Origin of the sequence: Pseudomonas sp. 15A4, assembly GCF_016925575.1 — a bacterium.
Classification (GTDB): Bacteria; Pseudomonadota; Gammaproteobacteria; order Pseudomonadales; family Pseudomonadaceae; genus Aquipseudomonas.
Map to the genome: position 1 here is coordinate 1957593 of NZ_CP068986.1, position 13766 is coordinate 1971358.

The 13766-nt window shown below is 58.7% G+C and carries 13 protein-coding genes and 1 pseudogene; 6 read left to right on the forward strand and 8 right to left on the reverse strand.

Going from position 1 to position 13766, the window contains the following annotated elements:
• Position 1 precedes the first annotated feature (1 nt).
• The 4 genes and pseudogenes from folE to JN403_RS08825 all read right to left on the reverse strand — a co-directional run bounded on the left by folE (position 2) and on the right by JN403_RS08825 (position 2883).
• Positions 2–562, reverse strand: coding sequence for a GTP cyclohydrolase I FolE (gene folE, locus JN403_RS08810; RefSeq protein ID WP_205486752.1), 561 nt, complete (start codon positions 560–562; stop codon positions 2–4).
• 20 nt (positions 563–582) lie between these two features.
• Positions 583–1292, reverse strand: a pseudogene (folM, locus tag JN403_RS08815) (dihydromonapterin reductase).
• A 229-nt stretch (positions 1293–1521) separates the two neighbouring features.
• Entirely contained in the window at positions 1522–2091 is a 570-nt protein-coding gene (locus JN403_RS08820; RefSeq protein ID WP_122535283.1) for an antibiotic biosynthesis monooxygenase, read from the reverse strand.
• 186 nt (positions 2092–2277) lie between these two features.
• Positions 2278–2883, reverse strand: coding sequence for a hypothetical protein (locus JN403_RS08825; protein WP_122535285.1), 606 nt, complete (start codon positions 2881–2883; stop codon positions 2278–2280).
• Positions 2884–3259: 376 nt separating this feature from the next.
• Between JN403_RS08825 and JN403_RS08830 the strand changes: the two genes are divergently transcribed.
• The 4 genes from JN403_RS08830 to JN403_RS08845 all read left to right on the forward strand — a co-directional run bounded on the left by JN403_RS08830 (position 3260) and on the right by JN403_RS08845 (position 9449).
• The gene (locus JN403_RS08830; RefSeq protein WP_205486753.1) at positions 3260–3715 is read left to right on the forward strand and encodes a flavodoxin; all 456 of its coding nucleotides are present in this window, start codon (positions 3260–3262) and stop codon (positions 3713–3715) included.
• 246 nt (positions 3716–3961) lie between these two features.
• Entirely contained in the window at positions 3962–4870 is a 909-nt protein-coding gene (locus tag JN403_RS08835; protein WP_205486754.1) for an SDR family oxidoreductase, read from the forward strand.
• Positions 4871–5056: 186 nt separating this feature from the next.
• Entirely contained in the window at positions 5057–5581 is a 525-nt protein-coding gene (locus JN403_RS08840) for a hypothetical protein (RefSeq protein ID WP_205486755.1), read from the forward strand.
• A 427-nt stretch (positions 5582–6008) separates the two neighbouring features.
• Complete coding sequence (locus JN403_RS08845; RefSeq protein ID WP_205486756.1) at positions 6009–9449, forward strand: DUF6543 domain-containing protein; 3441 nt, start codon at positions 6009–6011, stop codon at positions 9447–9449.
• Here the strand turns inward: JN403_RS08845 and JN403_RS08850 are convergent, their stop codons facing one another.
• Positions 9450–10253, reverse strand: coding sequence for a transglutaminase family protein (locus tag JN403_RS08850; RefSeq protein ID WP_205486757.1), 804 nt, complete (start codon positions 10251–10253; stop codon positions 9450–9452).
• A gap of 194 nt (positions 10254–10447) precedes the next feature.
• Here JN403_RS08850 and JN403_RS08855 point away from each other — a divergent pair, with 194 nt between their 5' ends.
• On the forward strand, positions 10448–11470 hold the full coding sequence (locus JN403_RS08855; RefSeq protein WP_205486758.1) for a Glu/Leu/Phe/Val dehydrogenase: 1023 nt from the start codon (positions 10448–10450) through the stop codon (positions 11468–11470).
• A 55-nt stretch (positions 11471–11525) separates the two neighbouring features.
• Here the strand turns inward: JN403_RS08855 and JN403_RS08860 are convergent, their stop codons facing one another.
• Positions 11526–11792, reverse strand: a complete 267-nt coding sequence (locus tag JN403_RS08860) for a YebG family protein (protein ID WP_122535297.1) — start codon at positions 11790–11792, stop codon at positions 11526–11528.
• Positions 11793–12211: 419 nt separating this feature from the next.
• Here JN403_RS08860 and JN403_RS08865 point away from each other — a divergent pair, with 419 nt between their 5' ends.
• A complete protein-coding gene (locus JN403_RS08865; protein ID WP_122535298.1) occupies positions 12212–12658 on the forward strand; it encodes a phosphate-starvation-inducible PsiE family protein in 447 nt (148 codons plus the stop codon).
• Between the two features lie 87 nt (positions 12659–12745).
• On the opposite strand, the gene JN403_RS08870 is transcribed toward JN403_RS08865, so the two are convergent.
• Both JN403_RS08870 and JN403_RS08875 read right to left on the reverse strand, forming a co-directional pair.
• Positions 12746–13090, reverse strand: coding sequence for a YXWGXW repeat-containing protein (locus JN403_RS08870; protein WP_122535300.1), 345 nt, complete (start codon positions 13088–13090; stop codon positions 12746–12748).
• Between the two features lie 235 nt (positions 13091–13325).
• The gene (locus JN403_RS08875) at positions 13326–13655 is read right to left on the reverse strand and encodes a DUF3509 domain-containing protein (RefSeq protein WP_205486759.1); all 330 of its coding nucleotides are present in this window, start codon (positions 13653–13655) and stop codon (positions 13326–13328) included.
• Between the last annotated feature and the right edge of the window lie 111 nt (positions 13656–13766).

A 13766-nucleotide genomic window follows, 5' to 3' on the forward strand; every position in this document is an offset into this window, starting at 1 on the left:
ACTACTTGCTCCGTCCGATCAATTGCAGAAATTCCATGCGGGTCGTGGTCGACTCGCGGAAGGCGCCGAGCATCACTGAGGTGTTCATGGTGGAGTTCTGCTTTTCAACGCCGCGCATCATCATGCACATGTGTTGAGCCTCAATGACCACGGCCACGCCTGCGGCCTTGGTCACGTCCTGAATCGCGTCGGCGATCTGCCGCGTCAGGTTTTCCTGAATCTGCAGGCGCCGCGCGTACATGTCGACGATGCGTGCGATCTTCGACAGGCCCAGAACTTTTCCGGTTGGAATGTAGGCCACATGAGCCTTGCCGATGAAGGGCAGCAGGTGATGCTCGCACAGCGAATAAAGTTCGATGTCCTTGACGATCACCATCTCGTCGCTTTCGGACGCAAACAGCGCGCCGTTGACGATCTCTTCCAGCGTCTGCTCGTAGCCATGACACAGGTATTGCATCGCCTTGGCGGCGCGCTTGGGCGTATCCAGCAGGCCTTCGCGTTCAGGATCTTCACCCAGGCCGACAAGGATCTCACGGTAATGCTGTGGCAGTGACAGGGTCATCAATGTTTCCTCGGGGCGGCTTACTTGACGTGCCGTCCGCCGTTTACGGTCAGAGTGGTGCCGGTGATGTAGGAGGTATCCATCAGATAGCGCAGGCTCTGGTAGATCACCTCGGCGCCGGGTTCGATGCCCAGTGCCGACTTTTCCAGCGTGCGTGCGCGGTATGCCGCGTCGTCATCGGGTTGAAACATCAGCATGGCCGGGGCAATGCCGTTGACCTTGATGTGGGGTGCAAATCTGGCGGCGAAGGACAGGGTCAGGTTTTCCAGGCCTGCCTTGCTGGCGCTGTAAGCGATGTGCTTGCTGCTGCCCTTGCGCGTGACGTCGTCGCTGATGTGAATAATGTCGGCCGTCTCCGAGCGCCGCAACAGCTCGGCGCAATGCAGATTGATGAGGTAGGGCGCCAGCATGTGGACATTGAACATCTGCATGAACACATCCGACTCCTCCCCGGCGTTTCGGCCAGCCAGTCGGACGCGTTGTGCACGATGGCCCTCAGGCTGCCAGTCTGCTCCTTGAGTCGGGCGATGAAATCCAGAACGCTCGTCTCTGACGAAAAATCAGCTTGAAGCACCACCGCGCCCAGCGCCTTTAGACGCTGCACGCCCGGCCGCTCGCTGCGGTAGGTGATGATCACCGGCTGGCCTTCCGCCAATAGACGCTCGGCGCAATACAGGCCAACGCGCTGGCTGGCACCAGTGATCAAGACAGGGGCAGGGGAGCAGGCCATGGTCGTCACGCATTCATCAACGGGGAGAGAGGTCGGGCGAGTCGGTGCTGAATGGCGAACAGTAAAGGCTCGCGTGCACCATCGAAAACGACCGTGGGGCAAAGTTACCCCAACGGTCGGTTCTTGTACAACACCGGCAGGGCTGTACATGTTTTTGAATTGGCGCCACGTCGGGCGCTGCAACGCGGTTCGACGGCGCCCGGATCGGGAAAGCGCTTGTGGATGAGCGCTAGCGGGTAGACGCCGGCTCCGTTCCGCTGACCTGTGCAGGCGTGCTGCTGTGCAGCCACCCCGCCAGAAGATGGGTCGACAGCGGAATAAACCAGAACACCATCAGCGGTGTGAGGATCAACGTGCTGATCATGATGCGCGGGAACAAATCCAGCTGACTGAGCAGCGGTCCCAGCACGAAATTGAAGAGCAGTGACACCGGGAAGAACGCCAGCCAGATGGCAACGGCTTGCTTCCAGCGCGGCGGGCGCTGACCGACGGCGCCAAACCAGCCGTCGATACCGCTCACGCGGTGCACGGAATTCTTGGCAAACAGGCCGCTGCCGCGCACCAGCCAGGAGCGTCGGGAGGCGGAATGCTCCCAGGCGTGCATGGTAGCTTCATCGGCAAAGCGGAAAATAATCTGGAATTCGTCATCCCCAGGCGGCGGAGCAAGCACGCCGGACCCTAGATAGCCGGGGAAGTCGGTAGCGAGCTGTTCGCCTTCATGCAGCCAGGCAATCAGTTCCTGATAGCGGCCATGGGCGACGCGACGGGCAACCATCAGCGTGACGGGTGAGGTAGACATTGTGTATCTCCGATAAACAAGTGAGCTTCCCGGGTAGGGAAATCACATGACGCGGCGCCGGGGTGGTGGCGATGCGTCAGCTTCACTGGAAAAAGCAAGCAAGGATTATTCCTGAATCCTGCGATAAAGCCAGAGGTGTTTATCGGATGAGGAGGGTGCCGTAGAGGATCGCCTGATCAGGCAATCCTAGAGGTGCATCGAAGGATGAATCTTGCGGTGTTCCTGAAGAATGTACTGACGCAGACGTTCAGTGTCTTCTTTACTGTTCTGGCTCAACCGATACGCTGCCAGACCATGCTGAGTCAGACGTTCGAAGGTCCCGCGCAACGAAATCGGCGCATGGCCCTCCGGACAGAACCAGGCGGCAAATGACTTCGGCGGCTTGGTCTGCTTGCGTATTTCCAGGAGGATGCCTTTGAAGGACACTTCATGCACCCACAGCGCGGTAGGCGAACCTTTTTCAGTTTGCAGCGGCATCGGCTCAGGCAGTATCAAGCGCCATGGACGAATGCGCGGGCCTTCTTCGAAGATGCTCGGCGCACCCAGCTCCAGATGCAGCGCATGAAATTCGTCTTCCACCAGATGCAGCGGGAAAGTCATTTGCTGATTATCGAACTGGGCCTGAATCGTGACTTGCTCATGGGCAGCCAGACGGGTCAGCAGATCCTGAATCTGCACGCCGCCGTTCACCACCAGGCTGCTGGACTTGTCGCCCAGATTCAGCGTGGGGTTGTGCTGCATCTTCTGAATGAACTCCAGTTCATCAGGCGTGAGGATGTTGTCGCGCTGCATGGCCAGGCTCGATTAACCGGTTATTGAAAGAGCAGACAGATCGTTCGCAGGTAGGTTGCGGCCGTTCGTCAGTTGCAAGATGTTACCCCTTCAGGATTTCATTCTCCAGCCGAGGTTGCGCCCGTTCGGCGTTTAACTCGACGCCTTTTGCGCCGGCCGGATTGTCGCGGCGTCCGGACGGGTTCGACTGCCAATCGGAAAGTAGTAGAGGTACTCAATTGAGACAGGAATTTTCGAGCATCGTTGAACCTTATTTGGCGTCAACGCCGTGCTCGTCGATCCGCTTCACGTTTGGCAGCGCAAGGTCAGGAGTCCAAGACATCGCGCCGCGCTGAGGCATAATGCCGCACGATTTTACCCGTCACAGGATGAACCCATGAAAGTCGCGATTATTGCGGGCTCGGTGTATGGCTCGGCAGAAGAGGTTGCCCGCCACGCCCAACAGCTTATTAAGGATGCAGGGCACGAAGTATTTTTCAATCCACGCGCCACCCTTGCCGATTTGCAAAGCTTCGCGCCAGAAGCCCTGCTGGCAGTGAGTTCGACCACTGGGATGGGCGAGCTGCCGGACAACATTCAGCCGCTCTATCACCAGATCCGCGACGTCCTGCCCGCTGCCTGGCGCGGATTGCCGGGTGGCGTCATTGCATTGGGCGACGCGAGTTACGGCGATACGTTTTGCGCGGGCGGCGAGTTGATGCGTCAGCTCTTTGCCGAGCTGGGGATTCGCGAGGTGCAGGAGATGCTGCGTCTGGACGCCAGCGAAACCGTGACCCCGGAAAGCGATGCCGAGCCGTGGCTGGCGGAGTTCATCGGACAGCTGAACGCCTGAACGGCGAGCCTGTTGCTCATGGGCAGCCAGGCGCAAGGGCCAGCCATCAATGCTTCAGGTGCTGGCCGGGCAATGGCCAAGCCATCCCTCAGCGTTATCGACCACCATTCAGCGTGCCCCGTGTTGATTGTGACCGTGCATCGGGTCGGCGAGACTCGATGACCATTACGCCCGCGTCTGCTGCTGACGCCCTGATGAATCCAGGGCAGCGGCTGCAGCGCCGGCTTCATCATCGGGGAGAGCAACATGAGCGAGTCCGTGCGTTTTGAAGACAAAGTGGTGATCGTCACCGGTGCGGGCGGCGGGTTGGGAAGAGCCCATGCGTTGTTGTTCGCCCGACACGGCGCGCGGGTGATCGTCAACGACCTCGGCGGTTCGGCCCACGGCGAAGGCGCCAATGCATCGGCAGCGGATCGAGTGGTTGCGGAAATCCGTGAAGCGGGCGGCGAGGCGGTTGCCAATCATGACTCGGTCACCGATGGCGACAAGATCGTTCAGAACGCTCTCGATGTTTTCGGCCGCGTCGACGTCGTGGTCAACAACGCCGGCATCCTCCGCGACAAAAGCTTCGCCAAAATGGAAGACGCCGACTGGGACCTGGTTTACCGCGTGCATGTCGAAGGCGCCTACAAAGTCACCCGTGCTGCCTGGCCCCACCTGCGGGACCAGAACTACGGCCGCATCATCTTCACCTCGTCCACTTCAGGTATTTACGGCAACTTCGGTCAGGCCAACTACGGCATGGCCAAGCTCGGGCTGTACGGTTTGACGCGCACGCTCGCCGTTGAGGGGCGCAAAAACAACATCCTGGTCAACGCCATCGCCCCTACCGGTGGCACTCGCATGACCGAAGGCCTGATTCCGGCCAGTGTGTTCGATCTGCTCAAGCCCGAGTTGGTCAGCCCGCTGGTGGTGTACCTGGGCAGCGAGCAGTGCCAGGACAGCGCCGGCCTGTATGAAGTGGGTGGCGGCTGGATCGGCAAAGTCCGCTGGGAGCGCAGTCTGGGCGCTGGCTTCAACCCTCATGAAGGCTTCTCGCCGGAAGACGTCGCGGCGCAGTGGCAGACCATCAGTGACTTCAGCGACGCTGTGCACCCCGCCGACAATATCGAAGCGCTCAAGGAAATGATGGCGAATTTGCAGAAATTTGCCTGACCTCTCTGTGCTCACATAACGGCCAGTCCGGAGGATCGGATTGGCCGTTTTTGTAGGAAAGTTATTTGCCGCGACGTAGGAACGGTCTCTGAATGAGGCAATGATTCCGTCTTCACTTTTTCAGCCTAAAACCCGCCCCGAGCCGCCCGACATTTCCTGAGGATCAACCGATTTTCAGGAGGTTTTATGATTGGCAATTTGAGCAAAGTGCAAGAGCGGCTGAGCGTGTATGTGGCCGCACCCTACAAACGCTTCGAGGCCAACTCCGGGCTAGGTATCGAGGAGCAGGCGGTCAAACAAAAAGTCCGACAGTACTGGGCAGATGAGAGTCTTTCCAACATCAAAAAACTACAAGGGTTGAATCTTGACCTGGCTGGCTTCGACCCTACCCGGACGAACAACAAACAGTTGAGGGAGATCGGTGCGGTGTTGGCGGAGCGCGGATTTATCGATGAAGGGCTTGTAGATGCGATGTCCAGCATCGATATCGAATTCGACGCTGATGGAAAGGAAATTAACTCAGAGCGCGAAGTGAATGCTTATGCCTTTTTTGAGAAAGAGTTGGGCGCGCTTCATGACCTGATGAACCGGGAAAATGATGTGGCCAAAGGTGGCCTGGTGGAATTAAAAACGGTCATTTCCGTCGTGATGGCGCTTGCTGAGTATGCAAACACGCCACGCGAACGTTCGCTGGTGAACATCCGCGCCTGAAGCATTTCTTTGCGTGCGGCCCGTTCACGCAAAAAACCGCTGCAATCGCAGCGGCCAAATAAGACGTTGAATCCAGGAGCTTCAAAACACAACGTCGGTGACGAGGGTTGAGCGCTTCCCCAAGCCGTTCAAGGGCCAGTGGTTGCTCAGAGGCTGCGAAGGGTAAAGGGTTTGAGGAACTCGAAACAGCTCGCGTTGTGACAAGCAGTGTTACCGCCACAGCAACAGTAGGAACGCGCAACGAGTGCCAAACAATCGCTCCTTTTTCCTGCGTCATTGATCGGCTGGTCGCGCTCATCGCTATCAATAGTTATTCCATCGGTCTGCGATTCAGCGGGTTAGATGACAGCTCTTTCGGACCGCCCACGTATTTCACACTTTGGCTGGATGCCTCTGTGGCGCGGGCGGTCATTATGGAGCTGTAAAGATGACTGATCAGTTTAAAAAACACACCGGCCCGACGGCGGGTTCGCTGCTCGATCACGCCGATAAAGAGGCCGAGCTTTCGGCATTGATGGTCGCGCATTTTCGGGAGGCTCCGACTGTGCATCAGGCGGCGAGGCAACTGCTGGCCGACGCACTGGTTAGGATTACGCGATTTCCCAATCCTGACGCGCTGTTCATTCATGCAAACAATGCAGGCGGGCTCGATCCCGCACCCCTCTCACTGACCGAGGTCCTGCTGCGCGCATTTGTCGGAGACACCACTCACCTCGATGATCAACAAGCAGCGTTGTCGACGCGAAGAGACTCCGCGCACACTGCATATGCACCGGCAGGTCTGGACATCGGTGCGGTCAGGGAAATGTTGCCCGATCTGCTGAAAAGGCTGCCCGGCTTTTTCACGTTCAGTCTCGATCAGTACTGGGCAGTTGACGAGCAGACTTTTACACGGATTCCCGGCGAAGACGCGTTCAGCGGCACACGCGAGGAAGTCTTCGAAACCTTGCAGTCGTGGGTGCTTGGCCACGCCATCGGTTTGGCCGTCGGCACCCGCGAGCTCACCCCTCAGGAAGAAGAGCGGCTGCTGAGCATTGTCGACTCTCCCGACTGCATGGGCCGTTATGCACTGTCGTTGCGGACATCGGATGGCTCGGTGCTGCCACTGATCGGCACCTGCGTAGCGACTGCCGAAGACGTCGATGTCATGCCGCTGGATTCAATTGGCCCCGATGCCGTCGTCTATCTCTTCAGCCCGTCTGGCGGGGTGGAGAAGTTCGCAACGCTGGACGCGATGGAACTCGAGTTCAAGCAGCGCCTGGCGCAGACCGACTCGCGGGATCTGATTCTGGGTTGTCTCTCGCTCGAACACCAGATGCTGCTCAACGACGTCTCGGCGGAGGCTTTAGACCTTGACTACTCACTGATGAAAGAAAAGCCAGCGGCCCGATTCATCGCGAGCCTTCGGGAGAAACAGCTGCACGATTTCGACCACTTGCTTGCCCACGCACCTTTAAGCAGTGGCGACCCGGATGCGCTGTTGCAGATGTTCGAGGACGTTAGCCGTCTGGACGACCTGGAGCAGGCTCTGAATGCTCGCTACATGGATCTGCTGGCATTCGTGCATGAGCGGCGCCTGCCACAATGGCTGCGGTTCGCTGCGCCGTCAGACCGTCAGCGCTACGAGACACTCGCCGCTGAGCAGTCGCTGTGCGAAGCGCGAATGCAAGCGCAACTGGTTGGCATCGAGACGCCCGAAGTCTTTGCACGGAAAGAAATCGCGGCTTATCTGATGAAACATCTGGGTTACACGCTTGACCCGTCCAGCGTGACGATCCATCTGCCCGATGAAATGCAGTTCGCAGACGCGCCGCTGAAGACTGTGTACACAAACACTCTATTGGGCTTTGCCCTCGACGGCATGCCGGAGACGGATTTGGCCCTCGCCCCGAGTATCGAGGTCGATGCCACTTATGCCCATGTACACCTGAACTTCGAGTTCGTGTGCCGCCTGGTGCGAGACCTCAATGTGAAGCAGCGCTACGGGAGCGAAGTCGAGCGTCGCTACCGCGACCAAACCGCAGTGGATGCCATGAGCGCATTGCGCGCCAGCAATATCGCGCTGAGTGCCTGGGCGGCCAAGCTGCAAGGGCATCTTTCTGATCGCGGTCTGGCTTTGATCGAGCAAGTGCAGTCGAATCTTTCCGGCAGCCCCGCGATAAAGTTAGGTGGTCTGTACCTCAAAGGCGGCAATCGGCGTTTGGAAGATGTGGTCGCCATTCGTGAGGTCAACGGCGATGACGAGTTCTATGTGCTGTATGCACCGGGTCAGCCAAATGGGCGCGAGATGTTTGACTTCGACACCTGGCGCAAGCTGTCCCTCGAAGTCGGCAGCTGGACGGGTAATGCGCGCGGTGCGCAGTACCTTCTGGACCAGACCGTCGTCAAGGCAGACCAGCATGTCGTTCCGTACATTGAAAGCATTCAGCTGATGCCTTCGCAATGGTCTACGGACAGCCTCCAGTTCGTTGCCGTCAACGGCGCCTCTTTCACCGATGCGCTGTCGGGCCTGAGCCATTACAAGATCGAGCAAATGCTGGCGCGCAATCAGATTGTCGCCAGTGGGCGGATGCAGCATGTCACCGAGCAACACCGGATGGCGCAGGTGGTGCTGACCCATCGGATTGCAGCACTGAACAAAGCCTACGATGCTTTTGGCATCACGCCTTGGCGCCAGGCTGCCCGTCGTGAGTGCGAGCGCTTGATCGACAGGCATCTGAAGGCGTCCGGGGTGCCGGGCCGCATCGACCCGGACACTGTGTTTTTTGATGTGGAGGGTAACGCTGGCGAGGGTGAACCGGATTTCGGCCGCTACACCACGCTCAAGTGCCTGACGGACCTGTTCATGGTCGGCTACTCGGAAGAGGAATACGATTTTGATCCCGATGCTGCCGTGTATTCGTCGATTGGCCAGGATGTCTCCGCGCTTACGGGTGCTTTCGTTGACGAGATGATCCGCGGCTCCAACTATGCCGATGAGTACATCAAAAAACTGCGCCAGCACACGTTGGGTCTGACCAATTCCCCGCCGCCCAGGGCTCGCGCCCTGTTCGCGCGCAAAACCCACTGTGAATTGCGCCGTGACGCGTTGATTGAGTACGCCGCAGGCCGGCTTGACGCTGATCATTACAACTGGCTCGTGCGGATGATCACAAGTCTGGACAGTAGTATCGTCGGGAACAATATTCAGGCGCCGGGGACACTCCATCTGCTGATAATGGCGTACAAATCCTTTGCCAATATCTACGTTTTCAAGCCGGATAAAGCCAATGCTCGCCTGGGAACGCTGGTCTACACACCGGGTGCGCCCGATGGCTATCTGTTCCGCCAGGAGGATGACGTTGTTCGCTCTGTGTCCCGCCCCGGGATGAGCCGTTATTACTATGATCAGGTCTATTACGGCGCTCAGCGCATCATCGGAACGTTGATGCAAAAGCTTGAGGTCTCGCCCGTCGTCGACGGCAAGCCCTATAAAGTTTCTCACTCTGCGCCAGTGACACTACAGAGCTTGCACGGGATCGCGGTGCAGCACTTGATCGTGGACATCGACACACAGACCGAGAGTGTCAACGAGCGAAGGCTGCTCAATACCTATACTTTCGTCCGAAAATACGGCGGTCAGCTGGCTGGCTTGAACCCAATGACGAAGCTGGTCTGGACGGCGCTTCACGCGAGCGTTGATCTCTACCGCGGAATCCATGCGTATCAGGATGGCGACCGTGCCCGCGCGAGGGGCTACTTCATGAAGGCTGCACTGGGAGCCTTCAAAACCGCCAGGCAGATCCGCAAGATCCGCAAGGCCGAGAAAGTGAAGCGCCTGGGCAAGACGGCAAAACGGTCGTCTGGCAGTGTGCCGCGGTTTCGATAATCAGTGCAAAGCGCCCACCCCGGGCAGCTGAACCAGACGTTGAGTGAGCCGCACCCGTTGAACCGGGTCCTCACTCAACATCAACGCATGCTCCAGGTCGAAACGTTCGGCCTGTGGGCAATCCAGATGCTGGTACAGGCTGGCACGAGCGAGGTAATCGCTGGTGTTGGCCTGGCCCAGCTCCATCACGCGGGTCGCGTCCTTGAGCGCCGCGATCAGGTCGTCATTCAACTGATGCAGGTAACGCAGGTTGCGTGACAAACGCTGCAGCATCGCCGCAGGCGTCGCCGTTTGCATGTGCTCGGCCTTGAGCTGCATCTGCGCACCAAACTGCCGCAGCAACAATTCACGACAGTCCTTTGGGTAGAGTCTGCGCCCGCCGCAAGGGTCCAGCGAATGGTCGGCACCGGGCACGCGCAACAAAAAATGCCCGGGGAAATTAACGCCTTCGAGTGGTATCTCCAGACGTCTGGCAATTTCCATGGCGACCATCGCCAGCCCCAGCGGTTGGCCCCGACGACGTTCAAGGACTTTATGGATCAGGGCAGCCTGGGGTTTGGGCTGAGCGGCATCGTCCTGCTGAAATCCCAACGTCGCCAGTTGCCGCAGCAAGGGCTGGGCAAGCTCTGCGGCCGGCAACGACGGGAGCGCCGCACTGACGCTGCGTTCCAGAGCGGTTAGCTGGTCGCGGACAGCCTGGAAATCAACCTGGCCGTCGTGCTCTGTGGCGATCCACGCAGCGGCTTCGAAGGTAGACGGCGGGGTCCGTTCTAGACAGGCAATGCATTGCTGGCGCGGATTCATCGACTTCTCCGGCAGGATAAGACGGCTGAGAAGAGTTAACGGATGGCTCTGTTTTAGCCCTGGCTGCCGCCTTCGTCCAGCGTTGATTGATCGTGCGCGGCCAACGGCAGTCCGTCGTCCGGATCCTCCCGGCCCGGCCTTCTTTTTTCAACCAGCGCCTATACTCGCCAGTACGAAAAAGGGGAGCAGTGCCCATGTTCGCTCTCATGCAAAGCTCACGCGTGCAATCACTGCACATGATGGTTGAGCCGCGCACCGGCCTGAAGGCGGTGATCGCGATCCACAGCAGCCGCAAAGGCCCGGCGATGGGAGGCTGTCGCTACCTCTCCTATCCAAACGAAGAGAGTGCTATCGAGGATGCCATTCAGCTGGCAAGGAACATGAGCTACAAAGCCGTACTCGCCGGGCTGTCACTGGGCGGTGGGACGGCGGTGATCATGCGTCCGGCCCACGTGCCCGATCGTGCCGCCTTGTTCGAGGCGTTCGGGCGATTCGTGCAGACCCTCGACGGCCGTTACGTCACGGCCATGGACAGCGGCACTTCCAGGGAGGACATGGACTGCATTGCCCAATACAGCCAGCATGTCACCAGCACCACGGCGGTAGGCGACCCATCTGCGCATACCGCCTTGGGTTTGTACGCCGGGATTCGCACCACGGCCATGGCAAGACTGGGCAGCGACAACCTCGAAGGTTTGCGCGTGGCCATCCAGGGACTGGGGCATGTGGGTTATGCGCTGGCGGAACAGCTGCATGCAGCGGGCGCCGAGTTGTTGGTTGCAGATCTGGACAGTGGCAAGGTGCAACTCGCCATGGAGCAGTTGGGGGCCAAGCCGATCGCCAGCGAAGCGTTGCTCAGCACGCCTTGCGATATTCTTGCGCCGTGCGGGCTGGGCGGTGTGCTCAACAGCCACAGTGTCACCAAGTTACGGTGCGCCGCAGTGGCAGGTGGCGCCAATAACCAACTGAGCTGCGCCGCCATTGCCGACCAACTGGAAGCCCGTGGCATTCTTTATGCCCCGGATTATGTGATCAATTCAGGCGGTCTGATTTATGTGGCGCTGCATCATCAGGGGCAAAGCCCAGGCACCATTACCGCACATCTTTCTCAGATCGGCACGCGGCTGACCGAGGTGTTCGCCCATGCGCAAGCCGAAAAGCGCTCGCCCGCGCGGGTTGCAGATGAGCTGGCCGAGCGGCTGCTGGACATGGACTGAATCGCTCCGTGACAACCCCGCAGTCAACCGGCTGAAGCCGACGTCGCGGGCCTGATCACTCTGCCTGCTCAGCCGCAGGAGCCAGCTCGTTGAGAGCCAGGGCATTGCTCTTGAAAGCGGCCGCGAAGACGGCACGGTTTTTCGCCATGAAAATGCTGGCGTCTTCTGCATGTTTTTCGGAGAGGCCATCGACGTTTTTCATCAGCACGTCGGTGAGCAGTTCGGCCAGTTCCAGCATCTGATCATGGGCATCGGCGAGTTTGCGGTCCACGAACGTAGTCTCCAAATCACGGGTACTGCGGTAAAGGGTTTCAACAGCCATTGTTGGCCTCGTCGTCATTTCCAGAGTTGTAAGGGATCAGCCCGGGCGCTCAACGCTTGTGGCCGACAGATGATGCAAAGACAGCGTACTCCGTCTTTTTACTGTGTATTTATACAGTGCGCAGCATAGGTGAATCGCCGCAGCTTGGGTAGGGGTGCGCGCTCACTTTTTTGTCGCGAGCCACCTTGCGACATCTGGTCACGTTCTCAACCTTAGCCGATGGCCCTATTAATGCTTGCCTACGGCCATGCGCGCACGAGCAAATCGTCAGGCGCGCGTAGCATCATCCGATCCGGGTTACTCAAGGAAGTACATCGTGAACATCAACGTGGCCATAGCCCTGCGTCGACCGATCCACCGCTGCGCTCAATCGCAGCGCTCGTTATGAACAGTTTTGGTTTGGTCAGGGGAGGTGAGGGATGGGTGGTGTGAGATGGGCAGACCGAATGCGGGCCAAGCTTCATGGCGGCGCCAACAGCCTGGGCAATCTGGCCGTTGAGGCGTTTCATTACCTGGCGCTGTTCGGCATCGGCGCGGTGACTGCCTATGCCGCGATAAAAGCCTTCATCGGTATGCTCGGGCAGGAATACATCGCCGTGGATGATATTTTGCTGTTGTTCATTTACCTCGAGCTGGGCGCCATGGTCGGGATTTATTTCAAGACCAACCACATGCCCCTGCGGTTCTTGCTCTATATCGGGGTGACCGCGTTGATCCGCTTGCTGATCAGTGACGTATCCCATCACAAGGCGCCGGATCTGGGGATTATTTATGTGTGTGGCGGCGTGCTCTTACTGGCGTTTTCGATTCTGGTCGTGAGGTATTCCTCGTCGAGGTATCCGTCGGTGCAAGAGAAGGTGGAGTAAGCTGATTCACATCCTCTCAACCGGTCTACACGCAAATCCATAAAAAATGCCCCGTCTCAACGGGGCATTTTCATGTGCGAAGAACGGTCAGTTCACCCACACCCCGACATGGTAATGCCAGCCATCGCCCCGGCTTTCCCAGTACGGATGTTGATAGCGATAGCCCGGCCGTACCGCTTCCCAGTGGCCGTGTTCGGCGACGTAGCGGTTGCCGTTCCAGCGCCAGTAGCCGCGGGACCAGATGTAGCCCGGACGCGGAGCCGGTTCTTCTTCGATGACGCGCACGGGCGGCGCTTGCGGGGCGACGACTTCGACGTATTCGGCGCGGGGCGCGGGTCGGTCGACCACTCGGCGCTCATGCACCACTCTTTCTTCCACGCAGCCGGTCGCGAGCGCCAGCGCGCCAATCAGCGCTATGTATCGTAGAGACATATCGTCACCTCAGACTTGTCCAGACTCTGCTGCTCGCCGTTTTTCTGTTCACACGGGGCAGCCGGCTTGCTACAGGTTTGTTGTAACAGGTGCTTTCTGTCTGGGGGCTGAATCGGCGGGAGTTACAGGGGCGTTGGCGATCATCGGCAGGTGGCAGGGCGCATCAAGAATGATGCCCCGAAGAGGCTGCGCTGGCGAGGCGATGGATATCACCTCACTCCATGCGTATCGAAAATCAGATGCCGGCTGCCGACTGCGAACGGCTCAGGAAACTGGATCGGGCAGGCGGCGGGGAAAGTTGCTTAAGGTCACCGTCGGTCATGGCTGCCAGGATTTTGATGGCGCTGTGGCCCTGTTCGATGGCGATGCCGAACTGGATACTTTCGATCAAGCGACGCAGGCGCTTGGGCGAATTGCGTTGCTCAGCACTGAGCAAGCGTTTGGCGACCACACCTGATTCATTCGACAGCGTCAGCATGATGGTCCCGTCGAGGCCCTGGATACTCAGGTTGACCCGATAGTCGGGATGGAAGGCGTCGGTGATCAGTTGAAAAGGGTTATCCATGGCCTGTTACCTGTTAACGATCTGCATAAGTTGACTGGGGGTGAATCCCTTTAGTTCTCGAAGCCGATCAACGGTTGATGATTCCTGCCCTGGCCGCGCTCGCTGAAGTCA

What these genes read in the sequence shown, in the direction of transcription:
- JN403_RS08850 (WP_205486757.1), bottom strand. Translation starts at nt 10,253, where the DNA reads ATGAATCCGCGCCAGCAATGCATTGCCTGTCTAGAACGGACCCCGCCG.
- JN403_RS08865 (WP_122535298.1), top strand. Translation starts at nt 12,212, where the DNA reads ATGGGTGGTGTGAGATGGGCAGACCGAATGCGGGCCAAGCTTCATGGC.
- JN403_RS08840 (WP_205486755.1), top strand. Translation starts at nt 5,057, where the DNA reads ATGATTGGCAATTTGAGCAAAGTGCAAGAGCGGCTGAGCGTGTATGTG.
- JN403_RS08875 (WP_205486759.1), bottom strand. Translation starts at nt 13,655, where the DNA reads ATGGATAACCCTTTTCAACTGATCACCGACGCCTTCCATCCCGACTAT.
- folE (WP_205486752.1), bottom strand. Translation starts at nt 562, where the DNA reads ATGACCCTGTCACTGCCACAGCATTACCGTGAGATCCTTGTCGGCCTG.
- JN403_RS08855 (WP_205486758.1), top strand. Translation starts at nt 10,448, where the DNA reads ATGTTCGCTCTCATGCAAAGCTCACGCGTGCAATCACTGCACATGATG.
- JN403_RS08870 (WP_122535300.1), bottom strand. Translation starts at nt 13,090, where the DNA reads ATGTCTCTACGATACATAGCGCTGATTGGCGCGCTGGCGCTCGCGACC.
- JN403_RS08860 (WP_122535297.1), bottom strand. Translation starts at nt 11,792, where the DNA reads ATGGCTGTTGAAACCCTTTACCGCAGTACCCGTGATTTGGAGACTACG.
- JN403_RS08845 (WP_205486756.1), top strand. Translation starts at nt 6,009, where the DNA reads ATGACTGATCAGTTTAAAAAACACACCGGCCCGACGGCGGGTTCGCTG.
- JN403_RS08820 (WP_122535283.1), bottom strand. Translation starts at nt 2,091, where the DNA reads ATGTCTACCTCACCCGTCACGCTGATGGTTGCCCGTCGCGTCGCCCAT.
- JN403_RS08825 (WP_122535285.1), bottom strand. Translation starts at nt 2,883, where the DNA reads ATGCAGCGCGACAACATCCTCACGCCTGATGAACTGGAGTTCATTCAG.
- JN403_RS08835 (WP_205486754.1), top strand. Translation starts at nt 3,962, where the DNA reads ATGAGCGAGTCCGTGCGTTTTGAAGACAAAGTGGTGATCGTCACCGGT.
- JN403_RS08830 (WP_205486753.1), top strand. Translation starts at nt 3,260, where the DNA reads ATGAAAGTCGCGATTATTGCGGGCTCGGTGTATGGCTCGGCAGAAGAG.